The following is a 23,674-nucleotide window of genomic DNA, read 5'->3' as shown; positions in this document are numbered from 1 at the left end:
TGAGGAGGGTCATTACGGCGAGAAACACCTTGAGCCTGTGCTTGTGTGGGAATTTTAATGTATATTCCCCAACAATGCCAACGATTTGGTGAATGGAAATCAAGCAGGAGATCCAGAGATACCAATAGGCCTTCGCCCCTTTTAATGGGCTAACAAATATAAGTCGCCGGCTTTACCGGCGGTGATTTAACTGATATCGACCGACCGACCGACAACAACCACGCATAGATCTTAGTGCCAACCATGGAGTTAGAATATATTGCCTATCCTCGGCCTTGAATCGGTTGCAGTTGTGATTGTTAATTACAATGCCGGTTCGTTGCTAACAGCATGTGCCGTTGCTGCACTAAGGCAGGCGCAGCAAGTCATTGTCATCGATAACGCCTCTTCGGATTCCAGCCTCTCAGAATTGGAATTCCAGTTATCTACAGAAAATCGCCTACAAGTCGTCCGCCTGAAAAATAATGTCGGCTTTGCAGCAGGTTGCAATACGGGCATGAATATTGCGACTCAGCCTTACATTCTTTTCCTGAATCCAGACTGTATCTTAAGCCCGGGCGCATTGCAGCGCATGGTTCAGGTAATGGAAACAGATCCTCATATCGGTATGGTCGGTGGGTATCTGATTAATCCGGATGGTTCCGAACAAGGCGGTGGGCGACGTGCCATGCCTTCACCGTGGCGGGCTTTTGTGCGCGCTGTCGGCTTATATCGCCTGGAAAAATATTGGCCGCAATTATTTTTTGACTTTCATCTGAATAAACAACCATTACCACAAACACCGATCGAAGTGGATGCAATATCAGGCGCATTGATGCTCGTGCGACGCGAGGCAATCGATGAGGTAGGTTCCTGGGATGAAAATTATTTTTTACATTGCGAAGATCTGGATTGGTGCATGCGTTTTAAGCAAAAAAACTGGAAGATTATTTTTGTACCGGATGCGCCGGTTACCCATTTTCAGGGAACTTGCAGTCACTCCCGACCGTTCTTTGTCGCTTGGCATAAACATAAGGGCATGTTGCGCTTTTACCACAAATTCTTTCGTCGGCAATATCCGGGCATACTGATGGGATTGATTACTGTCAGTGTATGGCTCCGTTTCGTTGTGACAGTAGTATTTTATGCGGCACGAAACTGCTACAACATGTTGAAGCCAAAACATGAATGAACAGCCGATCGGATTGTTAGGAGCAACCAGCCTGGTGGGCGAATGCCTGCTACAAAAACTGACACAAGAACACAGACATATCATCGCTTTTTCTCGTCATCCAGTGATACAAAGCCATCCGCAAATTACGTGGCAACAACTCAACACCATTCATTTAGAAAAAGTAAACGCAGAGAAAAACAAAATCCCTACGTGGTTATGCGTTGCTCCAATCTGGGTATTACCCGAGTATTTTGATCTCTTATTGGCTTATGGTGCCCACCGGATTGTTGTATTATCCTCCACCAGTCGATTCACTAAAAACACTTCTTCAGAGCGCAATGAAAGAGAGATTGCACTTCAATTGATAAAAGGTGAAGAACTTGTGCAAACATGGGCAACCACTCACGCAATAGAATGGATTATTCTGCGTCCAACCCTGATTTATGGCCATGGACGGGATAAAAATGTGGCTGAGATTATACAGTTCATCCGGCGATTCGGATTTTTCCCTGTTCTCGGATCGGCCAAGGGATTACGGCAACCTATTCATGTGGAGGATGTTGCATTGGCATGTTTTTCCGCGCTCGGCACTTTAAATTCAGCAAATCGTTCCTATAACATAACAGGCGGAGAAACCTTGTCATATCGCGCAATGGTTAAACACATATTTGCAGCGCTGGGTCGCACACCGCGCATACTGACTGTACCGCTTTGGCTTTTTCAAATAGCGACATGGGGATTGCGCTGGCTACCACGTTATCAACACTGGACAGCAGCGATGGCAGAAAGAATGAATGAAGATCTGGTATTTGACGATTCCGATGCAAGACGGGATTTAAACTTTTTCCCTAGGTCATTTAAATTGACGTCGGAAGATTTACCTAGTCAAAACGAATGATCGGCAATTATAATTACAACCAATTCAATATACTGCGATTTCCGGCAAATCATATTCTCCATTATATTTAAACTTCGACTGTGGTTAATCGTTTGCAATGAGTCACATACCATTTTTCTATCATTTATAGATGAAATTCAAATTTAAAGCTCCACAAAATGAAGTTGCTCAGGTACTAGCCAGCTTTAAAAAAGCTTTCCGCAACATTGGCGTTTTCAGTGCGGTCATCAATATGCTGATGTTGATGCCAGCCATCTATATGCTGCAGCTCTATGACAGTGTATTGACCAGCCGCAACGAGATGACTCTATACATGTTGACGCTGATCATGTTGGGCGCCTACATTTTTATGGGCGCACTGGAATATGTGCGCAGCTTTGTACTCATTCGCGTCGGTGCTCAACTCGACATGAAATTGAATAAACGTGTCTATACCGCCGCTTTTGAACAAAGCTTAAAACAAGGTGATGGCAATGCCGGGCAGGCCTTAAAAGATTTAACCAATCTGAGACAATTCCTGACGGGCAATGCCCTGTTTGCTTTTTTTGATGCGCCGTGGTTCCCGATTTATTTATTCGTTATATTTATGTTTCATCCTGGCTTGGGTGTTTTTGCGTTATGCGGTACCGCTATATTGATTGCGTTGGCTTACATTAACGAGAAAATCTCACACAAGCCCTTGGCCGAAGCCAATTCCATGGCAATCGCCTCCGGCAACGTGGCATCCAATAATTTGCGCAATGCGGAAGTCATCGAAGCCATGGGCATGCTGCCCAATATACAGGCCCGTTGGTATAAATTACATAGCCGCTTTCTGAACTTACAAGCGGAAGCCAGTGAAAAAGCAGGCATTGTTACCGCATTATCCAAGTCATGTACCGTGGCATTGCAATCGCTCATGCTGGGATTAGGCGCTTTACTGGTCTTGGATAACAGTATCACGCCCGGCATGATGATCGCCGGCTCAATTTTATTGGGTAGAGCCATTGCTCCGGTTCAACTGTTGATTAGTGTATGGAAGCAAATTGGCAGTACACGTAGTGCATATGAGCGCTTGACCAAATTACTCGAACAAAATCCGGCCCGTGAAGCAGGTATGGCATTGCCCAAACCTAAAGGTATTATTGCGGTAGAAAATGTTACCGCCATTCCACCTGGCGGAAAAGTTCCGGTTATCAAAGGGCTGACTTTTTCCCTGGCTGCCGGTGAGGTATTGGGTATCATTGGCCCCAGCGGATCGGGAAAATCCACTTTAGCGCGCTTATTGGTCGGTATATGGCCAACTGCTGCAGGGAAAGTAAGACTGGATGGTGCTGATGTCTATCTTTGGAATAAGGACGAGCTAGGGCCGCATATCGGCTACTTACCGCAGGACATAGAATTATTTGCCGGCACTGTTTCCGAGAACATTGCGCGCTTTGGAGAAATTGATGCTGACAAGGTTATCCTGGCTGCCAAACGCGCGGGCGTTCATGAAATGATTCTGAATATGCCGGAAGGCTATGATACGCAGCTAGGTGACGGCGGTGCGGGCCTGTCGGGTGGACAAAAGCAGCGCCTTGGCTTAGCACGTACCATGTATGATGATCCTTCATTGATTGTCCTTGATGAACCCAATTCAAACTTGGATGATGTCGGTGAACAAGCGTTGTTGGCTGCGCTGGTTGATCTAAAAAAACGCGAAAAAACCATCGTCCTCATTACACATCGAACCAGTATCATCAGTGTCACCACAAAATTATTATTACTGCAGGATGGTTCAGCAAAATTGTTTGGCCCAACAAATCAGGTGATTGAAAAGTTAACCCAACAACAGCAGCAAGCACAAAAAGCATTGCAGTCACAACAAGAAGCCAAGAAGCAAGCTGCCCAAAGTGAGGTGACCCAGACTGTTAATGTCACTGACTCGGAAACCAAGTAAATCACACACGCTATAATTAACAATTAAAAAGTACTGATCCTTGAACAGGAATAATAATGAAGCTTGTTGCTGAAGAAAAAGAGAAAATTATTGAGAGCATTGCGGCGGATAGTTCAAGTTGGGTTGAAACTGATGAAACCATACATACCCGGCTGGGGTGGTGGATAGTTTTAGCAGGTTTTGGCGGATTTGTTCTATGGGCATCTCTCGCACCACTCGACAAGGGTGTGCCGGTCCCAGGAACAGTTACCGTTGCCAGTCATCTGCAAGCTGTACAACACCAAACCGGTGGTATTATTGACCGTATTCTGGTTAAGGAAGGCGACCATGTCAGCGTAGGTCAAGTACTGGTGCGCATGAATGATACTCAGATCAAAGCCCTGGCCGATATCACGCGTCATCAGCTCTATGCGGCACGTGCGACAGAAGCACGTTTACTGGCCGAGCGCGACGGCAAAAATGAAATTGTATTTCCTGCAGAATTGCTATCATTACAAAACACAGACTTACGCGTTTCCAACAATATCATCATACAAAATCAGCTATTCACATCACGCAAGCTGGCGTTGCAGCATGAAATAGCTGCCCTTGATGAGAACACCGCTGGCCTGAAAGTTCAACTACGTGGACTTGAAGCATCAAAGATTAGTAAAAATAAGCAATTGAAATTCCTAGAAGAACAACTCGTTAATCTGCGTGATCTGGCAACAGATGGTTTTGTACCTCGCAATCGCCTTCTGGATCTGGAACGCACCTACACGCAATTAACTGGAGAAATTTCCACGGATATCGGTAATATTGGCCGCATTCAGCGTCAGATAACAGAATTGGAACAGCGTCGCATTCAGCGGCAACAAGAGTATCAGAAAGAAGTGGGACAACAGTTATCTGATATCAAACGAGAAGCAGAAGCCTTAGATAGCCGTTTGAGTGGACAAGACTTTGAGTTGGCAAACGTAGAGGTTAAAGCACCTGTTGATGGTATTGTAGTAGGTATGAATGTATTTACTGAAGGGGGAGTCATCGGGTCAGGATTTAAGTTGATGGATATTGTTCCAAGCGACGATCTATTAATTATTACCGGACAAGTACCGGTTCATTTAATTGATCGGGTACATGTCGGCCTTCATGTAGATCTGATTTTTTCCGCCCTCAACCAAAAGAAAACACCTAATATCCCAGGGATCGTCACCCAGGTATCTGCAGATCGCCTGACCGAGGAAAGAACCGGACTTCCTTTTTACAATATGAAAGCCAAGGTAACTCCTGAAGGGATAAAGCAGCTATCTGATCAGCAAATTAGAGCGGGTATGCCGGTGGAAATATTTATTAAAACCGGTGAACGATCATTAATGAGTTATTTATTCAAACCGATTTTAGATCGCGTTCATTCATCCTTAAGTGAAGAGTAGTTACCATGATACTCACCCGCAAAAAGCTTTCTGTTTTAGGCTGTATTATTCTATTGAGCCCAATCAGTCATATTCATGCAATGAGTCTATTAGACGCCTATGAAGCTGCATTACAGCATGATCCAACCTATCGCTCTGCTCTTCATGAAAATGAAGCTGGGCAACAAGCAAAAGCCATTGGTCTTGCAAGCTTACTGCCTAATTTATCTATCACTCATGCACAGAGTACGAGTACCGGAACAATAACGCAAACTGGCGCGGCTGGAAGTAATCCTCTTAATTTTGACAGTCAAGTCAGTACCCTATCGCTGCGCCAACCTATTATTAATATGGAAGCTCTTGCTGGTTACCGTCAGGGCAGAGCACAAGCTGACTCCAGCCAAGCCAAATTTACTGGTCGCAGCCAGCAGCTCGTAGTACGGTTGGTGGAAGCCTATGTAGAAACATTACTTGCGCAAGATCGCGTAAAGCTTGCAGAAACACAGCGTGACTCCCTTGAAGAACTAAAGCGCGTCAATGAACGCATGTTGCAGAAAGGTGAAGGAACCACCACGGATGTACTTGAAACGCAATCCAAGTATGCGATTGCACAAGCACGCGTTATTGAAGCAAATGATGAACTGGAAGTCGCACAACTTAAACTTGAAGCCATCATCGGGCAAAAAATAACCCAATTGGATCGTTTGTCCGGCATGTTCAGTTCTCATGCTATTCGCTTACAAGATTATGATAGTTGGCACGCATTAGCACTTGAACGCAATGCCGAGCTAGTAACACAGCGCCACGCCGTAGCATCCGGAAAAGAAGAAGTCAGAAAAAGCCATGCCGGCCATGCCCCTCGTGTAGATCTTGTCGCCAGTCTAACGCGAAATAAAGCGGGATCATTCATTACTCAAGACCGTGACGTTAGTTTAGCCACAGTGGGTGTCGAAGTTAATTTTCCTTTATATGCAGGTGGCCGTGTCAATGCACTCACTGCTCAGGCAAAAGCCAATCATGCTCGCGCAGAAGCTGATCTGGACGTCATCACCGACAAAGTGCTTGTTGAATTACGCAAACAATATAACCTGTTACAAAGCGGTGTCAAAAGAATTGAGTCACTAGAGCTTGCAGTCAAATCCGCTGAATTACTCGTTGCTGCTACAAAAAAAAGTATTCGGGGCGGCATACGTATCAACCTGAACCTTCTGGATGCTCAACAACAATTACACACAGCCCGACGCGATCTTGCGCAAGCCCGCTATGACTACCTACTGGCTTATCTACGCTTGCAATTAGCCGCTGGCACGCTGGTATTGGATGATTTAAGGAATGTAGCCAGTTACTTTACACCACTGCAGCAACTGAAATAACGATTTGAATGTCTATTGATTACGCTGCGTTATCGCATTTTTGAGCGCCGCTTGATAAGCAAGCTTTGCCGTATTGGCTATTGCCAATCTTGCTTTCAATTGTAGTATTTCGTTTTCGACAAATCTAAGATTAGTAATCTGCACCTTTGCTTCAGTACTCAACGACGATAATGAATATTCGACACCATCAATCTTGATTTTATTTTCACTATCAGTCATTTCCGTCCTTTAATTATTCCGGGCGCATCTACAATCAATAAGCAGTCGTTGCTAACTCAAGCAAATGTAATTCATAACCAATTAATACACTATAGCCAACCAAAATAAAATACTTAATGTGTCTGACACGCACCCTTTTCGTTAATTGAACATTATGGTGAATAACAAGTAATATAAGCGCCATCGCTGTCAAAGCTATTTTGAAACCCACAAACTTTTCCACACCATCGTCAATCAGCACCGCCATAAACCAATTAAGCTCTTCGCCGCCATTATTCAAAATATTTAACGTAAGAAAAGCATCTAACGCACTTAAAAATAAAATCACTATCGCACATAACATCAAGTGACCTGCATAATAATCAACATATCCAGATCTTCCACGTTCCACTGTTCTGCGCTCACTCACTCTTCTTCCCGCTTTAATTCCCAAATGAAAAGCACAAAAAAATGGCATACTTTGACGACGATCCTGACATCGATTATTAGAAATTGCGATTATCTTAGTCATTCGCTATACCCCTGCCGTTATTTATCTTACCCACTCGTACAAAACAACTCAAAGAAGCCAGTTATTTTACTTGATGAATAATATAGAACTCTTTAATCAAAAATTAATAATCTCAATTTCTCGAAAAGCCATTCTGCTTCTTCCCACTTTGCTTAAAAAGCATCGTAATTTTCTACCGTTCAAGTTTAAATCCACCTTTTAGAAATTGCAATTAAGCAAGCAATTACTTTACTTCATAGAAAGTAAAAATATGAGCGCACAAGCATTTGATTAAGTGAATAAATTATAAATTCACCAGTTAATAATATTTTATTCAGACAGTTATAATACAAGCCTACATCTATCTATACTAATATTTATTAGCTACTTAGCCAAAAATAACGAATTGTCATAAAAATAATATTGACATCCCCACCTTAACAAGTTGTAATACGCGGTTCTATTGACAGAAGAAATTAGAGAGAAAAATGAAACGAACTTATCAGCCTTCAGTTATTAAAAGAAAGCGCACACATGGATTTCTTGTGCGTATGAGAACACGTGGTGGTGCGGCCGTAATTCGAGCTCGTCGCGCAAAAGGTCGTGCTCGGTTGAGTGTCTAATCTACTGAATAAAAAATTTTATTTTCAAATTTGTTGAAATTCACTCTCTGCCAAAAAATTGCAGACTACTGAAAGCGGTAGAGTTTTCTGCAGTCATTAACTTAAAATATCAGGCTAGTAGTGATTTAATTCAAATTTATGCAAAACCAAACGGACTTGCATATGCGCGAATAGGATTAATTGTTTCAAAAAGAATTGAGCGGCACGCGGTTAAGCGCAACTGGATTAAACGTATATTACGAGAGACCTTTCGTAAGAATCGACATAATGAATATGAGCATTTTAAAAAAATGGATTGGGTAATACGATTGCGACGCCCAATTCCCCAAAATGACTCAATACAATTGGTCAGTGAAGCCAAGTTACTGATGCTTCAGCTACAGCAATGTCACGATTAATTATTGCCTTTATTAAAGTCTATCAGTACTGTATAAGCCCTTATCTGGCACCTTCATGTCGCTTTACTCCAACCTGTTCACAGTATGCTCGTGAAGCATATGAAAAATATGGATTATTCCATGGAACGCGCCTGAGTGTATGGCGCATACTGCGATGCAATCCCTGGAACAAAGGTGGTTACGAACCAGTACCTTAGTACAGCATAAAGTAGAAGTTTAATCTCAATGACTGCATACAATCGATTCACTATTTATTCGAAGCTATCGATCAATTAGCTGTCAAAACATGAGAATATCGCAACATACTGAGCCACACTATTATCAGTTGATTCTCGTGACATACGGGCAGTTATATCGAAACAAACCAACCTGATCAGATAAACAATGGAAACAAAACGACTTGTACTTATTATTATTTTCTCCACTTCTTTACTATTTTTGTGGGAAGCATGGCAAAAAGAGTTGTATCCGCCTGCTTCACAAGTAATGTCCGGAGCAACCTCAGATTCTTCTAATCAGCGTCATGATCCGCTGCCAGTACCTGGTGATAGCTTAACTTCTACAGTAGAAGAATCTGGTGGTATCTCTTCCGGAATAGAAGGTGCCAGTCCATCGATAACACCTAACCTATTTGCAATAGGCGAGAAAATCAAAATCACAACAGATATGATTGTTGCTGAAATTGACACAGCAGGCGGTGATATACGGCAGCTTGGTTTACTCAAGCACCCATCTCGGGAAGACAAAAATAAGCCCTATGAGCTGTTATTGGATAAAACTGCGCGATTTCAGGTAGCGCAATCAGGCTTGATCGGCGACGGATTACCCAGTCACAAAACAAAATACACTGTCGATTCCAATCATTATAATTATGAACTGGAAGCTGGTCAGAATAAGGTCGTAGTACGTCTCCTGGCACCAGAAGTTGATGGTGTACGAGTTGCAAAGATCTACACCTTCCATCGTGGCAGCTATGTCATTGATGTTGAATTTGAGGTCGCCAATCATAGTGAAGCAACGATTATTCCATTCTCATATTTTCAGATGCTACGGGATGAAAACGAACCTACAGGCACTAGCACAATGGTTCATTCCTATACAGGACCTGCAATGTATACGGAAGCAGACAAATTCCTGAAAATAAAATTCTCTGATCTAGATAAGAATAAAGCGGAATACCCAACCAATGCAGATAATGGTTGGATAGCTATGCTCGAACACTACTTTCTAACCGCTTGGTTACCTGCACCGCAAACCCCTCGGGAATTTTATGCTAAGCGCTTAGCGCATAATCAATACACAGCTGGCGTCATTACACCGGTTGGTACCATTGAGCCAGGCCAAACCAGAAATATCACTATGCCTTTTTATGCCGGTCCACAAGAACAGAATAAATTGGCAGAACTGGCTCCGGGACTGGAATTAACAGTTGATTATGGGTGGTTAACGGTGCTTGCCGTACCCCTCTTCTGGTTGCTTTCCTTTTATCATTCATGGGTAGATAACTGGGGAATAGCCATTATTCTTCTGACGCTGACTGTCAAGCTCATTTTCTTCCCATTGTCTGCCGCAGGCTATCGTTCAATGGCGAAACTGAGAGTAGTCACACCGAAGCTACAGCGGATACGTGAACAATACGCCAGTGACCGCCAGCGGATGCACCAAGCGATGATGGAGTTCTATAAAGAAGAAAAAATTAATCCGATGGGTGGTTGCTTACCAATTCTAGTTCAGATCCCTGTATTTATTGCTTTATTCTGGACTTTAATGGCAGCGGTTGAATTACGCTATGCACCGTTTGCATTATGGATTACAGATATGTCTGTACCCGACCCTTATTATGTACTGCCGGTGATCATGGGGATATCGATGTGGGTTCAATCCAAACTCAGCCCCACACCAGCAGATCCGATTCAAGCAAAAGTAATGCAAATTATGCCCATCGCATTCAGCATCTTCTTTTTCTTTTTTCCATCCGGGCTGGTACTGTATTCACTCTGTAACAACATCCTTTCCATTACTCAGCAATGGCAAATAACACGCATGTATGAAAACAAAGCTGAGGCTGAGGGTAATAAGGATAAAAACAAAAGAAAAAGAAAGGGTAAGCCCGAAACACTTCCTGAAGAACCACAGCTCCTGGCTGCCGTCAATGAAGACACATCCAATCAGGAAGTAGCAACTGCTGCGAATACCGATGCCGAGCACAATGAAAAACCGCAGCCGGCAACTATTCCGGTGAAAAATAAACCGCCCGCAAAAACAAGAGGCACAGCAGCTAACAAGAAACCCAGAAGAAAATAAGCAACCCATCACCCGCTATTCTCTATGAATAACGGGTGATCCCGTAGGCGGCAATCATCGAGATGATTTATGGCAAGCCCTGATATCATTGCAGCCATTGCCACCCCACCCGGTCGAGGTGGAATCGGCGTAGTCCGTATCTCTGGCAAGAACATCACAAAACTAGCAGAAACCATACTTGGCAAACTCCCCAAACCACGATATGCGCAGCTAAGCCAATTCTTCGATGCCGAAGGTCAAGTCATCGATCAAGGGATCGCGCTCTATTTCCCCACACCCAACTCATACACTGGTGAAGATGTGCTTGAGCTGCAAGGCCATGGCGGTTCAGTAGTCATGGGTTTATTGCTTAACCAATGCCTTTCTGCAGGCGCTCGCTTAGCGCAACCCGGTGAATTCACACTGCGCGCTTACCTTAATAATAAAATTGATTTAATTCAGGCTGAAAGCGTCGCTGATATCATCGAAGCCAGCACCATTGAAGCCGCCCGCTGTGCTATTAACTCTCTGCAAGGCCATTTTTCAACCAAGATTGAAGAATTGGTTAATTTATTGATCACACTGCGCATGCTGATAGAAGCGACGCTTGACTTTCCGGAAGACGAAATTGATAACTTGCAAGCATTACAAATTAAAGAGAGATTGCATCACATCTGCACACAGCTGGCACAGATATTCGTTGCAGCACAGCAAGGAAATTTATTGCAGGAAGGCATTACAGTTGTTTTAGTAGGCGCACCCAATGTAGGCAAATCCAGTTTGCTCAATCAATTGGTTGAAGATGATGCCGCCATCGTAACCGAGATCCCCGGAACTACGCGCGATACCATTCAACGTACGATCGCTATCGAAGGCATACCGATTCATGTCATTGACACGGCGGGACTCAGAGAAACCCTTGATATCGTCGAGCAAAAGGGCATTGAACGCACTCATGCAGCAATTAAAAATGCCACCATGGTGATCAAGCTAATTGATAGCGGCCACCCGCAATCGGATAGCAACAATCAAATCGCTAATTATATTCCTGCTGGCAAACCTCAAATTACAGTAGTCAACAAAATTGATCTACTGAATCAATCTCCTAAAATTGAAGATGAAGAAAATAACATTAAAATTCATATTTCTGCTAAAACCGGAGCAGGTATCGAATTACTCCGCAAGAAGATGCTGGAAATCGTAGGCTGGCAATTCAATCAAGCTGGAGAAGGGATTTTCATGGCTCGGCAACGTCACTTGGAAGCATTAACACACGCCAGGATACATCTAGAGAATGCGCAAAGATTCACCGAAAATGAATATCAATTGGAGCTTCTTGCAGAAGAACTCAGACTCTCGCAATCCGCTCTATCATCCATAACCGGACAATTCACTGCGGATGATTTATTGGGAGAAATTTTCTCGCATTTTTGCATAGGAAAATAATATTATATTCTCAAGCCTATTCATGTGAATGCCGCTGACCGCTGAAATTAGCCCATCTTAAATTTATTTGTCTATGCGCTTAGGAATACTTGAAGACGAAGCAACTCAAATAGCCATCTACGAGCTCTTATTCTCGCCCACCCAATACCAATACGAGTTCTTTGGAACGACCTCTGCTTTTATGGATGCACTCAAGCAAGAAAAATTTGATCTACTCATTATCGATTGGATGCTGCCTGATGGAACCGCTGAAGAAGCACTGAAATGGATCCGCAAAACGCTTGACTGGCATATTCCGATTATATGCGTCACATCGCGTAACAATGAATCAGATGTTGTCAACGTTCTCCAGTTGGGAGCCGATGATTATTTTGTAAAGTCAACGCGGTATTTTGAGTTACTCGCCAGAATTGCATCATTAGTACGCCGCAGCCGGGAAAAACGTTGGATTGACACAAAAAGAGTTTGCACTCGCCTGCTACCTATTCCAGAACCCGAACAAACTGCTATCGAGAGTGCATCTGCTAGAGAAAATTGGGGATCCGCGGCTGAAATTGATACTCGCACAATCGATACACATATTAGCCGTATTCGTAATAAACTTAATCTTTCTTCCCAAAACGATTGGGATATCGTAACAGTTTATGGTTATGGATATCGCCTCCAATGTACCGAGAATACCCACTCGCAATCAAAGTAGCTCAATTGTGTGTTAAATGCCAATGGAATTCTCATTCATTCCTTTCAACCGATCATTCACTTGAACGAGATCAAAATACTCAGAGTCAAAATTGCCTTCCAAATCCTCGCCTATCCATTCCTGCATGCTTTTATGTTCTGGATGAGCAGGATCGGATATTGCATCCAGAAACATCGCATATCCCATTATCCCGCCGATATCTTCCGGCGGACAGGCTCGGCTGCCTTTCAAGCACATTGGCAAAACAGTGCCGGTCTCAAATGGCAGGATTTTTTCCAGAACTACTTCGTGACTCCAACTATCACCAAAATCATAGGTATAGATCAGTTTTCCCTTTTCCTCTTTCAATATCTGATCAAGCCGGTAATTGGTCTCATCGTGACTATCCGAAGGAAAATCCTCATCCGGCACACCGTAACGATCACTTCCTTTGGCAAACTCGTGCATATGTGAATCAGTCCAACCCATCACAATTTGCAAAATAACATGCACATCTTCCAGATTAACCGTACTCGCTACTAATAACCTACGCCATATTGGCGGGCGAATGCCTCTAAGGGTAATCTTCAGCTGATAAATCGACCGTAAAGATTTTACTGTCGCATATGTTCCCATCAACAGTACTTCCTAAAAAAATTGATCATTGTATTCGGCATTATGAAAAGCACCGAACGTATAGTTTTGCAGACTTGTCTGTTACCAGGTTCTTCATCGTTCTCTCAGTTAAAAACTGGATAACGACCTGTTCTATTCACGCTTCCCTCTGTTAGAATCAAGTGATCCATACAGTATCCGCCAAGTCCTGGCGATAGCAATCTCTGTTACTCGTATTGATTGAAAAATAAGCAATCTCCTCTATTCTTTGACAAAAATCCAATTTATTATGCTCCCCTATAGCTCGCTTGATCATATTCGCATCGTTCTCAGTCATACGAGTCACTCCGGTAATATCGGCGCAGCTGCACGAGCGATGAAAACCATGGGGTTACGTTCGCTTTATCTGATTAATCCCAGGCTTTTTCCCGATAAAGAAGCTGATGCCCGCGCCGCCAATGCAGGTGACATTCTGGAACTCGCGAAAGTTTGCACCGGACTTGATGAAGCGCTGGAAAATACCGTACTGACCGCCGCCATCACGGCACGGTCGCGCGAACTTTCACATGATGTTTTCGATGCGCGGCAGGGTGCGCATGAATTATTGCGTTACGCGCAGCAACAACCGGTAGCATTGTTGTTTGGTAGAGAGAATTCCGGTCTGACTACGGCCGAGGTAAGCAAATGCCAGATCATTATTCATATCCCCGCGAATCCACAGTATCCTTCACTCAACCTGGCGAGTGCTGTGCAAATAATGTCTTATGAATTACGCATGGCACTGACTGAAAATGCAGCGCCAACAGCAATCCGACCATCAGCCAGTTTTAACGAGCTGGAATCATTGTATGCACATCTTGAGGAATTGATGATCGCCAGTGATTTTCTTGATCCGCAGAAACCCAAACTGTTAATGCAGCGCGTTCGCCGCCTATTTTCACGAGCACGTCTGGAAAAAGAGGAGGTGCAGATCCTGCGCGGTATTCTGACAGCTTTAGGTAAACGCTGGTAAACGTAACCGCTCATCTTAGCGACGGCTTGCTGCGATTATCTATTTTTCCTTGATTAGAGTGCCCACACCTTGATCGGTTAATATTTCCAAAAGCAGCGCATGTTCCACCCGCCCATCAATGATGTGGCATGATTTGACCCCCTTTTTAACGGCATCCAAGGCTGAGCCGATCTTGGGCAGCATACCGCCGGAAATGGTGCCATCAGCAAACAACTCATCCACTCGTTTTGCGGTCAAACCGGTCAGCAGGTTACCATCCTTATCCAGCACACCTGGAATATTGGATAATAAAATCAGTTTTTCCGCTTTGAGAATTTCAGCCAGCTTACCAGCGACCAGATCCGCATTGATATTATAGGATTCACCTTCCGCACCGACGCCAATCGGTGCAATAACCGGGATAAAATCCTGCGTATCAAGCAACGCAATTAACGAGGGATCAATCGATTCGATCTCGCCGACTTGACCGATATTAATCCATTTCCCCGCTGTCTCTCGATCAGCCATGAGCATCTTCTTGGCGCGGATAAAAGCACCATCTTTGCCCGTCAGACCCACAGCCTTGCCGCCGTGGCGATTGATCAGGTTAACAATGTCTTTGTTGACCGATCCGCCTAACACCATCTCAACCACATCCATGGTTTCCGCATCGGTGACGCGCATGCCTTGAATAAACTCACCTTGCTTCCCGACGCGTTTGAGCATGTCGTCAATCTGCGGGCCGCCGCCATGAACCACTACCGGATTCATGCCAACCAATTTCAGCAATACGACGTCGCGCGCAAATCCTTGTTTAAGGTGCTCCTCGACCATGGCGTTGCCACCATATTTAATGACGATGGTTTTACCATGGAAGCGCTGGATATACGGCAGCGCCTCGGCCAGAATTTTGGCTTTGTCTTTTGCAACAGCTTGGGCATTCAGCATAGCTCTCTCAATTACCTATTAAATAATTTTCATAAAAACCGCAAAATCTAACGCAGCAAACATTAATTATTAGTTCATTTTCTGGCAACCTGAAAAAATTTTTCCTCACGAAGCAATTCAAATAGGCTTAACTCTTTCCACACTCGTCCTTCTGTATCCTTGTATTGTGCGGTGATTCCCTGTGGTAGCTTCTTTTTGGTTGATTTTATGGGAGTAAATTCAGCCAAATTTCTGATCCCCAACATACTATTCACTATGAAACCGCCGCAGACTTTATTGCCGGACGAAGCCAACAATATTCGAGATTTTAAATTGAATGGCATCGGATAGCCGCCCAAATAGACGCCTAAGTCTGTAATTCCATATAGATTTCCACGCACATTTGCCAAACCCAGAAACCAAGATTGCGTAAGCGGAACATGAGCCAATTTGGGTATGGGTATCACTTCATTCACTTCGGCCATAGGTATCAGATACCGATCCTCTCCCGCTGCCACACCCAGTACCGCAGATGACGCTTCATTGATATCGACGCTTTCTATTTGCTTAGTGGGTGTATGCTGATATTTTTCTGTGCTCATAATGCCGTTCGGCCATTTTGCTTTGCTGCGTTTTTTAAGCAATTGAATATTCGTTATCCGGTTATTTTACTGTATTATCGGGCATAAAATTTTGAATTCTGCGGAGTCAATCAAATGAAATATCTCAATCAATACTGGCTGTCACTTTTTTTATTTCTTCCTCTTCTGACTGGTTGTGTCCCTATGTTTGCAATTGGTACGGCAGCTGGAACCGGGACGTACATTTCAGAAGATCGAAGAACAAGCGGCATGTTCATAGAAGATGAAGGAATCGAGTTAAAGAGCGCACGGCGCATTCATCAACAGTTTGGCGAGAAAGCGCACATCAATGTCACCAGTTACAACCGCATGGTTCTGCTGACGGGAGAAGTTCCCACTGAAGCTATTAAGGCCGATATCGAGAAACTGATTATGGGCGTTGACAATGTGCGCAGGATTTTTAATGAAATCGCTGTTGCTGACAATACCTCGTTGGCTTCGCGCAGTAATGACACACTAATCACATCCAAGGTAAAAGGGCGTTTTCTCGCGGAACGTAAGTTTCAGATCAATCACGTTAAAATTGTGACAGAAAATGAAGTCGTTTATTTACTCGGAGTCGTTACACGGCAAGAAGCCGATAACGCGGCTCAAATAGCCAGTTCTACTTCAGGTGTGAAGAAAGTTGTCAAGGTATTCGAGTACCTCAACTAATCTTTAGAATGTCTCAATCATGTTGCCAGCCGATCTATTAATTGACTTGCAGAATGCATTTCCAAAGGATCGTTTCTATACCGATCCGGTAGATTGCTACGCTTATGCTTATGACAATAGCCGCAAGATCTTTCCACCGGATGCAGTGCTGTTTCCACTGACAGCTGAAGAAATACAATACATCGTTTCGATGTGTAATCACTATCAGGTTCCGCTCATTCCCCGCGGACGCGGCACTGGAACTGCCGGTGGCAGTTTGCCGGAATTGGGTGGCATTGCTTTATCAATGGAGCGCATGCTCAAGATCATTTCAGTTGATCCTGCAAATCGCGTTATCGTGGCTGAATCCGGCGTGTTGAATCAATCAGTGCAAGATGCAGCCAAGCCATATGGGTTTTTCTGGCCACCAGACCCTTCCAGTGCTCAGTTTTCGAGTATTGGCGGCAATATTGCCACCAGCGCGGGTGGGCCACACGCGGTTAAGTATGGTACGACGCGAGAGCATGTCTTGGGTTTAAAAGCCGTTACCGGTGCGGGTGATTTTATTACAACCGGTTGCTACACCACCAAAGGCGTGGTCGGTTATGATCTCACCCGACTTCTGATTGGCTCAGAAGGAACGTTAGCGGTTATAACCGAGGCAACACTTAAACTTACTGCGTTGCCCAATACAGTTACAGGCATCACCGCACACTTTCGAGATCTGCCAAGTTGTACAGCAGCCATTGTAAGCATTATGGCGTTGCCACAATTACCAAGTGCACTTGAATTTCTGGATTCCGGTTCGTTAAATTTGATCCGCGGTCGCTATCCCGACATGCTGCCAATGGATACAAACGCCATGCTGATGATTGAAGTCGATGGATTTGATAACGACACGCTCGCTGTAGTTTCCGCCATTCTTAAAGCGTGCCAGACCGATGGATTGATCCATGCGACTCAAGTGAGCGACACCGCTGCATTATGGAAAGCGCGCAAGGCCCTATCCCCTTTGTTACGAGAAATTGCACCGAAAAAGATTAATGAAGATGTTGTGGTGCCTGTTGATACACTACCTCAATTTCTAAACGGACTGACCCAACTGAGCACTCACTATCAAGTACAAAATGTTAATTTTGGCCATGCCGGTAATGGCAATATTCATGTGAATCTATTGATCAATCCGGATGATGCGGAAGAAGTGTCACGGGCCGAGCGCTGCTTGGACGAGATATTTGATTTGGTTATTAAACTTCGCGGCACGTTGTCAGGAGAACATGGTATCGGTAGCGAAAAACGTGCTTTTTTAAATAAAGAAGTCGATCAGGTAACACTGGATTTAATGAGAAATATCAAGCAACTATTCGATCCTAACAATATTCTCAATCCTGGTAAATTATTCCCTACAGCCGAGTAATCTTCCAGATTCTTGCTCAACCCTGCGCTTACAATGCAAGCGCAGGTTCCACGTAATAAATTAGAAAAAGAAATAGTGATCCACTAATAATGCTACGAATAGCAATGCTAAATAAAGTATCGAATAACGAAATGCTTCTCGTGCCAGCTGATCACTATAATTACGGTATATCTCTATAGCGTAATACATGAATATACCATTTAGTAGAATTGAGCTCACTAAATAGATCAGTCCACTCATTTGCGTGATATAGGGTAAAGTTGTTACTACGCACAAAATAACTGTATATAACAATACATGCAATTTTGTAAATTGATCACCATGTGTCACTGGAAGCATAGGCATACCAATTGAGGCATATTCATTCTTTCTATACAGTGCAAGCGCCCAGAAATGCGGTGGTGTCCAAGCGAAGATAATCAAAAATAATAATAATGCATCACTGGCTATTTCGCCTGTCACGGCCGTCCATCCTAGAACTGGTGGCATGGCACCTGATGCGCCTCCAATTACGATATTTTGTGGTGTGAGCGGCTTCAGTATCACTGTGTAAATAATTGCATAGCCTACAAAAGTGCCTAGAGTCAACCACATGGTCAGTTGATTAACCCAGTTATATAAAATAAAGAGCCCTAGTCCACCGACAATCGTCAGAAAAAATAAAGTCTCTGGTATGCTTACTTTTCCTTGCGGCAATGGCCTCCCTTTTGTTCGTGCCATAACGGCATCCATTTTTTGTTCTACCAAGCAATTCAATGCAGCAGCAGCTCCAGCTACTAATGCAATACCTATTGTCGCTAATACCAAAGTATCTAGCGGTACTGCACCAGGTACTGCCATAAACATTCCGATAACTGCGGTAAAAACAATCAGCGATACAACACGCGGTTTGGTCAATCGATAAAATTGATTAATACGCGATGCTGTTTCATGCCACACCATACTGGTAGCCATGTCATTGTTCTCCTCTATTCATTAAAATCGAATACTATTATCTTTTAATTCATGTAATTTTCTTACATGAGTGCAGCTCTTTTCTTTAATGCTCTAACTGCGAGACATGCAATAATCGTTTTATATCGTGTCCCATTTTGGTACCATCTACATTTTCTGGAAAGCGCATCATTAGATTCCCTATAGGATCTATCAAATAAATATGCTTTGTTTGCACCTCTTTGGTTTCGATAGAACTCAGAATTTCACTATCTTTTGCACTAACAAAAAATGTACCTTCATGCTGTCTAGTTAATTCAGTATCTGGAGCAACATCATCATTGATAAGCCAAAGCCGCTCAATTCGATGTTTTTCTTTTCCCTGGACTAATCGAACCTGGCGCATAAAATACAATTTCTTCTGACAAGCTTCGTCACAGTGTCCAGAATCTATCGTTACCAATACCCATTTACCATGAAAATCCTTCATTCGAAGGATCGTATTATCAATTTGATTCGTGCCTTTTCCCGCAACCTTGATAACAGGAATTAAATCACCATAGTGCCTACTTTCAGGTCTGTATTCTGAAAAATACAAAGAATATGAAATTACAACTGGTGCACACATTAACGCCAATAGTAGTAAAAACTTACGCCTATTCGCTTTTTGAATTTTTTCGTTTGACATTCAACACTAAGAATATAATTATCGCTGTGGCAGCTAATAAAAACCATTGAACCGCATAACCTATATTTTTGGATGCCCCAGAATCAGGCTTATCCCAATCCCGTATTAGGCCATCTTCGATTCTGTCCTTTTGCAAAACCATTATAGGTTGCATTTTTAAATTTACTACTTCTTGATATCGATTCAGATCAAAATTACCCCAGACTCTACCTGTCGATGATGTATCTGAAAGCTCTAGAGTTCTCAATTCTGATGAAACCACGACACCAGTTACTTTCACCTGCCCATTTACTTCCGCAATTTCTGGAAGTATTGCTCTATCATAACCAGTAGCTACCCACCCTCTATTAATTGCCACACACACCGAACTGTTGGCAATTTTAAGTGGCGTAATAATGTGATAGCCAGCACGTCCCTTGTGAGTTTTGTTGTCTAGAAATATCGTGTATTCAGGCAAATACTCTCCTTCTACTTCTACTTCACGATATTGAAAGTCTTTGAGCTTTATTAAAGCTCCCGGTAGTTTGATGGCAGGCTGCTTTGCATATTCTTCTAATTGCTCATAGCGTGCAGTTTTCTCATCTGCGCGAGACAGCTGCCATTTTCCCAGTTCAGTAAAAATTAGTACTGATGCTATGGTTATAATGATTGCCCAAAACTTTGGTTCAAAACGATATCCTAATACAATCATTCTTTGTTTGCTTAAAATTTGCTATAGGATGAATGCTGTTTGAATTGCACTTAACTTAGGTAGCCTACTTAATTCCTAGCTTAATATCAATTTGGAATAAATTGATTATTTCCTGTTTTTACACTTGTGATGAACCTAAAATTTCCACTCACATCACATGTGTAAAAACCGGAGTTTTTTTATTAGTTACTTATTGCTACATTAGATACACAAAAATGAACAGTCCTAACCAGACGACGTCCACAAAGTGCCAATACCAAGCTACACCTTCAAATCCAAAATGATGCTCCGGTGTAAAATGACCAGCCACACTACGAAAATATATGACAGTCAACATGATTGTACCAATTGTCACGTGAAAGCCATGAAAACCTGTCAACATAAAAAAAGTTGAACCATAAGCGCCGGTCGTTAATTTTAAATTCAGATCACTATATGCGTGAATATATTCGTAAGCTTGACATGCTATAAACAATGCACCTAAGAATATGGTAGCCAACAACCATAATTTCAATCCATCGCGTCTGTTCTCTTTCAGCCTCCAATGCGCTAACGTAACCGTGACACCTGAAGTCAGTAGCAGCAATGTATTGAATGCTGGCAACCCCCAAGCTCCCATTGAAGTAAATTGCTCATGTACACCTGGCCCTGCAGTTGGCCATTTACCATCATAGGCTGACCAAAATTGATTTCCGAGTACTGTACTTTCTTCTACCAACCATGGAATGGACAAGTTACGCATGTAAAATAATGCCCCAAAGAAAGCACAGAAAAACATGACTTCAGTAAAAATAAACCAACTCATTCCCCATCGGAATGATAGATCAACCTGCTCACCATATTTGCCGCCTTCGCTCTCTCTAGCAACTGTACCAAACCATCCAAACAACATGTAAATCAAAATCGCAAAACCTATTGCTAAAAGACCATAACCTAGCTCCATTTTATTCATGGTTAAGGCTGCGCCTGATCCCATGAATAAAATTGCCGTTGATCCAATAATTGGATACGACGACGGAGCTGGGACGTAATAATGTCCTGATTCTTGACTCATTCTTCTCTCCTCCTACTTATGATTTTTAATTTCTAACTAACAACCAATCTAACTAGCAGCATCACACCAATTACAAAAAGTATTGCTCCAATAATTCCACCTGTGATTACATGCACTGGTTTTAAAATCGCAGCATCGTGTTCAAGATCACTCTTTTTTCGAATTCCCATAAAAGCGAACATTACCGCTTTTGCAATTTGCCAAATACTTACGCTTTCTTGCTTTTCGCTAATTTTGTTCAACTTTTTATTCCCTACTTTTTAATTGCACTCGTGCCTGTAGGTAGCTCAAAAAAAGTATATGAAATAGTCACAGTTTGTATGTCTGTTGGCAATCCCGGCTCAATAACAAATTGCACTGGCATTTGTCTAGTTTCATATGGCTTGAGTACCTGCTTAGTAAAGCAAAAACATTCAAATTTCTTCAGATGCTTATCTAAGAAACGCGGGCTATAACTAGGTATAGCTTGCCCACTAATCTCACGATCTGAATTATTTGTGATTTCGTACATCACATCTACCGGTTCACCTGGGTGGATGCGAGCGCTAGTTTGCAATGGTTTAAAGCCCCAAGGCAATCCCCTTGTATTGGCATCAAACTCAACGACTACCCAACGTCCCTCATCTACCCAATTTTCTTTAACCAGCACATCCGGTTTTAGCAAATTATTAATCCCGGTTACTTCGCAAAACTTTTCATAAAATGGCACAAGAGCAAAACCGAAAACAAACATTATCAACGTGAAAACCAACAACTTTTTCATCATCAACGCATTCGCGCTCAAGCTATTTCTTACCATTGTTTTACTATGGCCGTTAAATAAAGTGCTATAACCGTAATTAACAGAAACATTGCTGTTCTAAATTTCTTACGCTTAATATCTGTTTCTTGCGACATACGTTTTTCTCTTATTGTTTTTACTTAACAATAGGTGGTTTCTCAAAACTATGATATGGAGCTGGTGATGGCAAATGCGTCCATTCTAGTGTTGTAGCACCATCCCATGGTTTTTGCGGTGCTTTTTCTCCGCTGCGAATACAATTAATCATAATGTATAAGAAAAGGAGCTGTGTCAGTCCAAATCCAAATGCACCTATGCTAGAAATCATGTTGAAATCTGCAAACTGCAAGTTGTAATCTGGAATTCTACGTGGCATGCCTGCCAAACCCAGGAAATGTTGCACAAAGAATGTTAGATTAAAGAAGAACATTGACAACCAGAAATGCCATTTACCCAATGTTTCGTTATACATATGACCGGTCCATTTTGGTATCCAATAGTATGCGCCAGCAAATAACGCAAACAGCGAACCAGAAACCAGAACATAATGGAAATGTGCAATTACATAATAGGTATCTTGAACTTGTATATCAATTGGAACAATTGCACAGATCACACCGCTAAATCCACCGATCACAAACAGAAAAATAAAACCGATTGAAAACAGCATCGGCGTTTCAAATGTCATTGAACCGCGCCACATAGTAGCTGTCCAGTTAAAAACTTTAACCGCTGTTGGAACAGCAATCAGCATGGTCGCATACATAAAAAACAACTGACCAACTGTCGGCATTCCTGCTGTAAACATGTGATGCGCCCATACAACGCAAGACAAAATCGCAATTGATGCAGTTGCATAGACCATCGATGAATAACCAAATAGTGGTTTACGTGAGAATGTTGGAATCACTTCAGACACGATGCCAAATGACGGCAAAATCATAATATAAACTTCCGGATGACCAAAGAACCAGAAAATATGCTGGAACATTACTGGATCACCACCACCAGCTGCATTAAAGAAGCTCGTACCAAAATGACGATCTGTCAACAACATGGTTACCACACCAGCCAGTACGGGCATAACCAGAACCAACAGATACGCTGTAATCAACCATGTCCATACAAACATTGGCATTTTCATCAGCGTCATGCCGGGCGCACGCATATTTAAAATAGTGGTAATGATATTAATTGAGCCCATAATTGAGGAAGCACCTAAAATATGAACTGAAAAAATCATCAAGTCTACTCCTAGACCACCCTGAGTAGAAAGTGGTGGATAAAAGGTCCAGCCACCCGCTGCTGCGCCGCCTGGCACAAAAAACGAGCTAATCAGCAGAGTGGCAGCCACTGGCAACAACCAAAAACTCCAGTTGTTCATTCGAGCAAAAGCCATATCTGGTGCACCGATCATCATTGGCACCTG

Annotated in this window: 25 protein-coding genes and 2 pseudogenes; 15 read left to right on the top strand and 12 right to left on the bottom strand. The window is 42.9% G+C overall.

The window, feature by feature from the left end:
- Positions 1-259 precede the first annotated feature (259 nt).
- The 5 genes from Q0K92_RS05020 (at position 260) to Q0K92_RS05000 (ending at position 6,736) form a co-directional block, all read left to right on the top strand.
- Positions 260-1,171 carry a glycosyltransferase family 2 protein gene (locus Q0K92_RS05020; protein WP_297324710.1) on the top strand — a complete coding sequence of 304 codons (912 nt, stop codon included), beginning with the start codon at positions 260-262 and terminating at the stop codon, positions 1,169-1,171.
- On the top strand, positions 1,164-2,051 hold the full coding sequence (locus tag Q0K92_RS05015; RefSeq protein WP_297324709.1) for an NAD-dependent epimerase/dehydratase family protein: 888 nt from the start codon (positions 1,164-1,166) through the stop codon (positions 2,049-2,051). Before Q0K92_RS05020 ends, Q0K92_RS05015 begins: the two co-directional genes overlap by 8 nt.
- Before the next feature lie 130 nt (positions 2,052-2,181).
- Positions 2,182-3,972, top strand: a complete 1,791-nt coding sequence (locus Q0K92_RS05010; protein WP_297324708.1) for a type I secretion system permease/ATPase — start codon at positions 2,182-2,184, stop codon at positions 3,970-3,972.
- Between the two features lie 56 nt (positions 3,973-4,028).
- Positions 4,029-5,384 (top strand): HlyD family type I secretion periplasmic adaptor subunit, encoded by a 1,356-nt coding sequence (locus Q0K92_RS05005; protein WP_297324707.1) that lies wholly within the window; start codon positions 4,029-4,031, stop codon positions 5,382-5,384.
- An 80-nt stretch (positions 5,385-5,464) separates the two neighbouring features.
- On the top strand, positions 5,465-6,736 hold the full coding sequence (locus Q0K92_RS05000) for a TolC family outer membrane protein (protein WP_297324706.1): 1,272 nt from the start codon (positions 5,465-5,467) through the stop codon (positions 6,734-6,736).
- Positions 6,737-6,748: 12 nt separating this feature from the next.
- Here the strand turns inward: Q0K92_RS05000 and Q0K92_RS04995 are convergent, their stop codons facing one another.
- Together Q0K92_RS04995 and Q0K92_RS04990 are read right to left on the bottom strand one after the other, a co-directional pair.
- Positions 6,749-6,955: a DUF6447 family protein gene (locus Q0K92_RS04995; protein ID WP_297324705.1), complete on the bottom strand. Its 207-nt coding sequence runs from the start codon at positions 6,953-6,955 to the stop codon at positions 6,749-6,751.
- A 34-nt stretch (positions 6,956-6,989) separates the two neighbouring features.
- A complete protein-coding gene (locus Q0K92_RS04990) occupies positions 6,990-7,466 on the bottom strand; it encodes a DUF5658 family protein (protein ID WP_297324704.1) in 477 nt (158 codons plus the stop codon).
- Between the two features lie 467 nt (positions 7,467-7,933).
- Between Q0K92_RS04990 and rpmH the strand changes: the two genes are divergently transcribed.
- The 7 genes and pseudogenes from rpmH (at position 7,934) to Q0K92_RS13055 (ending at position 12,895) form a co-directional block, all read left to right on the top strand.
- Positions 7,934-8,068, top strand: coding sequence for a 50S ribosomal protein L34 (rpmH, locus tag Q0K92_RS04985; protein WP_110339170.1), 135 nt, complete (start codon positions 7,934-7,936; stop codon positions 8,066-8,068).
- Positions 8,069-8,076: 8 nt separating this feature from the next.
- Positions 8,077-8,466 carry a ribonuclease P protein component gene (gene rnpA, locus Q0K92_RS04980; RefSeq protein ID WP_366084080.1) on the top strand — a complete coding sequence of 130 codons (390 nt, stop codon included), beginning with the start codon at positions 8,077-8,079 and terminating at the stop codon, positions 8,464-8,466.
- On the top strand, positions 8,454-8,663 hold the full coding sequence (gene yidD, locus Q0K92_RS04975) for a membrane protein insertion efficiency factor YidD (RefSeq protein ID WP_297324703.1): 210 nt from the start codon (positions 8,454-8,456) through the stop codon (positions 8,661-8,663). The genes rnpA and yidD overlap by 13 nt, the downstream gene beginning before the upstream one ends.
- A gap of 187 nt (positions 8,664-8,850) precedes the next feature.
- Positions 8,851-10,770, top strand: a complete 1,920-nt coding sequence (gene yidC, locus Q0K92_RS04970) for a membrane protein insertase YidC (protein ID WP_297324702.1) — start codon at positions 8,851-8,853, stop codon at positions 10,768-10,770.
- 69 nt (positions 10,771-10,839) lie between these two features.
- Entirely contained in the window at positions 10,840-12,195 is a 1,356-nt protein-coding gene (mnmE, locus tag Q0K92_RS04965) for a tRNA uridine-5-carboxymethylaminomethyl(34) synthesis GTPase MnmE (protein ID WP_297324701.1), read from the top strand.
- Between the two features lie 73 nt (positions 12,196-12,268).
- A pseudogene (locus tag Q0K92_RS13060) lies at positions 12,269-12,595 on the top strand (response regulator); the annotation flags it as partial.
- Between the two features lie 49 nt (positions 12,596-12,644).
- A pseudogene (locus tag Q0K92_RS13055) lies at positions 12,645-12,895 on the top strand (helix-turn-helix domain-containing protein).
- Positions 12,896-12,907: 12 nt separating this feature from the next.
- Here Q0K92_RS13055 and Q0K92_RS04955 read toward each other — a convergent pair.
- Positions 12,908-13,510 (bottom strand): plasmid pRiA4b ORF-3 family protein, encoded by a 603-nt coding sequence (locus Q0K92_RS04955; RefSeq protein WP_297324700.1) that lies wholly within the window; start codon positions 13,508-13,510, stop codon positions 12,908-12,910.
- 268 nt (positions 13,511-13,778) lie between these two features.
- On the opposite strand from Q0K92_RS04955, the gene Q0K92_RS04950 reads away from it, so the two are divergent.
- Positions 13,779-14,501 (top strand): RNA methyltransferase, encoded by a 723-nt coding sequence (locus Q0K92_RS04950; RefSeq protein WP_297324699.1) that lies wholly within the window; start codon positions 13,779-13,781, stop codon positions 14,499-14,501.
- A gap of 39 nt (positions 14,502-14,540) precedes the next feature.
- Here the strand turns inward: Q0K92_RS04950 and argB are convergent, their stop codons facing one another.
- Both argB and Q0K92_RS04940 read right to left on the bottom strand, forming a co-directional pair.
- Positions 14,541-15,428, bottom strand: coding sequence for an acetylglutamate kinase (gene argB / locus Q0K92_RS04945; RefSeq protein ID WP_297324698.1), 888 nt, complete (start codon positions 15,426-15,428; stop codon positions 14,541-14,543).
- Between the two features lie 74 nt (positions 15,429-15,502).
- Positions 15,503-16,009 carry a chemotaxis protein CheW gene (locus Q0K92_RS04940; protein WP_297324697.1) on the bottom strand — a complete coding sequence of 169 codons (507 nt, stop codon included), beginning with the start codon at positions 16,007-16,009 and terminating at the stop codon, positions 15,503-15,505.
- 114 nt (positions 16,010-16,123) lie between these two features.
- Between Q0K92_RS04940 and Q0K92_RS04935 the strand changes: the two genes are divergently transcribed.
- Both Q0K92_RS04935 and Q0K92_RS04930 read left to right on the top strand, forming a co-directional pair.
- The gene (locus tag Q0K92_RS04935; protein ID WP_297324696.1) at positions 16,124-16,702 is read left to right on the top strand and encodes a BON domain-containing protein; all 579 of its coding nucleotides are present in this window, start codon (positions 16,124-16,126) and stop codon (positions 16,700-16,702) included.
- A 19-nt stretch (positions 16,703-16,721) separates the two neighbouring features.
- Positions 16,722-18,098, top strand: coding sequence for an FAD-linked oxidase C-terminal domain-containing protein (locus tag Q0K92_RS04930; RefSeq protein ID WP_297324695.1), 1,377 nt, complete (start codon positions 16,722-16,724; stop codon positions 18,096-18,098).
- Between the two features lie 60 nt (positions 18,099-18,158).
- On the opposite strand, the gene cyoE is transcribed toward Q0K92_RS04930, so the two are convergent.
- From cyoE to Q0K92_RS04895, 7 genes are all read right to left on the bottom strand, one after another.
- Positions 18,159-19,052, bottom strand: coding sequence for a heme o synthase (gene cyoE, locus Q0K92_RS04925; protein WP_297324694.1), 894 nt, complete (start codon positions 19,050-19,052; stop codon positions 18,159-18,161).
- A gap of 85 nt (positions 19,053-19,137) precedes the next feature.
- On the bottom strand, positions 19,138-19,719 hold the full coding sequence (locus Q0K92_RS04920) for a hypothetical protein (RefSeq protein WP_297324693.1): 582 nt from the start codon (positions 19,717-19,719) through the stop codon (positions 19,138-19,140).
- Positions 19,688-20,410 carry an SURF1 family protein gene (locus tag Q0K92_RS04915; protein WP_297324692.1) on the bottom strand — a complete coding sequence of 241 codons (723 nt, stop codon included), beginning with the start codon at positions 20,408-20,410 and terminating at the stop codon, positions 19,688-19,690. The genes Q0K92_RS04920 and Q0K92_RS04915 overlap by 32 nt, the downstream gene beginning before the upstream one ends.
- A gap of 196 nt (positions 20,411-20,606) precedes the next feature.
- Positions 20,607-21,464 carry a cytochrome c oxidase subunit 3 gene (locus Q0K92_RS04910; RefSeq protein ID WP_297324691.1) on the bottom strand — a complete coding sequence of 286 codons (858 nt, stop codon included), beginning with the start codon at positions 21,462-21,464 and terminating at the stop codon, positions 20,607-20,609.
- Positions 21,465-21,496: 32 nt separating this feature from the next.
- Positions 21,497-21,706 carry a DUF2970 domain-containing protein gene (locus Q0K92_RS04905; protein ID WP_297324690.1) on the bottom strand — a complete coding sequence of 70 codons (210 nt, stop codon included), beginning with the start codon at positions 21,704-21,706 and terminating at the stop codon, positions 21,497-21,499.
- Positions 21,707-21,717: 11 nt separating this feature from the next.
- A complete protein-coding gene (locus Q0K92_RS04900) occupies positions 21,718-22,263 on the bottom strand; it encodes a cytochrome c oxidase assembly protein (RefSeq protein WP_297324689.1) in 546 nt (181 codons plus the stop codon).
- A 118-nt stretch (positions 22,264-22,381) separates the two neighbouring features.
- Positions 22,382-23,674, bottom strand: a 1,293-nt coding sequence (locus tag Q0K92_RS04895; RefSeq protein ID WP_297324688.1) for a cytochrome c oxidase subunit 1, incomplete at its 5' end; no start/stop codon positions are given.

The organism is Nitrosomonas sp., assembly GCF_024282095.1.
Lineage (GTDB): Bacteria > Pseudomonadota > Gammaproteobacteria > Burkholderiales > Nitrosomonadaceae > Nitrosomonas.
Note: the sequence above shows the minus strand (reverse complement) of the source record. Positions and strands in the feature narration are given on the sequence as shown.

What these genes read in the sequence shown, in the direction of transcription:
- Q0K92_RS05015 (WP_297324709.1), top strand. Translation starts at nt 1,164, where the DNA reads ATGAATGAACAGCCGATCGGATTGTTAGGAGCAACCAGCCTGGTGGGC.
- Q0K92_RS05010 (WP_297324708.1), top strand. Translation starts at nt 2,182, where the DNA reads ATGAAATTCAAATTTAAAGCTCCACAAAATGAAGTTGCTCAGGTACTA.
- Q0K92_RS05005 (WP_297324707.1), top strand. Translation starts at nt 4,029, where the DNA reads ATGAAGCTTGTTGCTGAAGAAAAAGAGAAAATTATTGAGAGCATTGCG.
- Q0K92_RS05000 (WP_297324706.1), top strand. Translation starts at nt 5,465, where the DNA reads ATGAGTCTATTAGACGCCTATGAAGCTGCATTACAGCATGATCCAACC.
- Q0K92_RS04995 (WP_297324705.1), bottom strand. Translation starts at nt 6,955, where the DNA reads ATGACTGATAGTGAAAATAAAATCAAGATTGATGGTGTCGAATATTCA.
- Q0K92_RS04990 (WP_297324704.1), bottom strand. Translation starts at nt 7,466, where the DNA reads ATGACTAAGATAATCGCAATTTCTAATAATCGATGTCAGGATCGTCGT.
- rpmH (WP_110339170.1), top strand. Translation starts at nt 7,934, where the DNA reads ATGAAACGAACTTATCAGCCTTCAGTTATTAAAAGAAAGCGCACACAT.
- yidD (WP_297324703.1), top strand. Translation starts at nt 8,454, where the DNA reads ATGTCACGATTAATTATTGCCTTTATTAAAGTCTATCAGTACTGTATA.
- yidC (WP_297324702.1), top strand. Translation starts at nt 8,851, where the DNA reads ATGGAAACAAAACGACTTGTACTTATTATTATTTTCTCCACTTCTTTA.
- mnmE (WP_297324701.1), top strand. Translation starts at nt 10,840, where the DNA reads ATGGCAAGCCCTGATATCATTGCAGCCATTGCCACCCCACCCGGTCGA.
- Q0K92_RS04955 (WP_297324700.1), bottom strand. Translation starts at nt 13,510, where the DNA reads ATGGGAACATATGCGACAGTAAAATCTTTACGGTCGATTTATCAGCTG.
- Q0K92_RS04950 (WP_297324699.1), top strand. Translation starts at nt 13,779, where the DNA reads ATGCTCCCCTATAGCTCGCTTGATCATATTCGCATCGTTCTCAGTCAT.
- argB (WP_297324698.1), bottom strand. Translation starts at nt 15,428, where the DNA reads ATGCTGAATGCCCAAGCTGTTGCAAAAGACAAAGCCAAAATTCTGGCC.
- Q0K92_RS04940 (WP_297324697.1), bottom strand. Translation starts at nt 16,009, where the DNA reads ATGAGCACAGAAAAATATCAGCATACACCCACTAAGCAAATAGAAAGC.
- Q0K92_RS04935 (WP_297324696.1), top strand. Translation starts at nt 16,124, where the DNA reads ATGAAATATCTCAATCAATACTGGCTGTCACTTTTTTTATTTCTTCCT.
- Q0K92_RS04930 (WP_297324695.1), top strand. Translation starts at nt 16,722, where the DNA reads ATGTTGCCAGCCGATCTATTAATTGACTTGCAGAATGCATTTCCAAAG.
- cyoE (WP_297324694.1), bottom strand. Translation starts at nt 19,052, where the DNA reads ATGGCTACCAGTATGGTGTGGCATGAAACAGCATCGCGTATTAATCAA.
- Q0K92_RS04920 (WP_297324693.1), bottom strand. Translation starts at nt 19,719, where the DNA reads ATGTCAAACGAAAAAATTCAAAAAGCGAATAGGCGTAAGTTTTTACTA.
- Q0K92_RS04915 (WP_297324692.1), bottom strand. Translation starts at nt 20,410, where the DNA reads ATGATTGTATTAGGATATCGTTTTGAACCAAAGTTTTGGGCAATCATT.
- Q0K92_RS04910 (WP_297324691.1), bottom strand. Translation starts at nt 21,464, where the DNA reads ATGAGTCAAGAATCAGGACATTATTACGTCCCAGCTCCGTCGTCGTAT.
- Q0K92_RS04900 (WP_297324689.1), bottom strand. Translation starts at nt 22,263, where the DNA reads ATGGTAAGAAATAGCTTGAGCGCGAATGCGTTGATGATGAAAAAGTTG.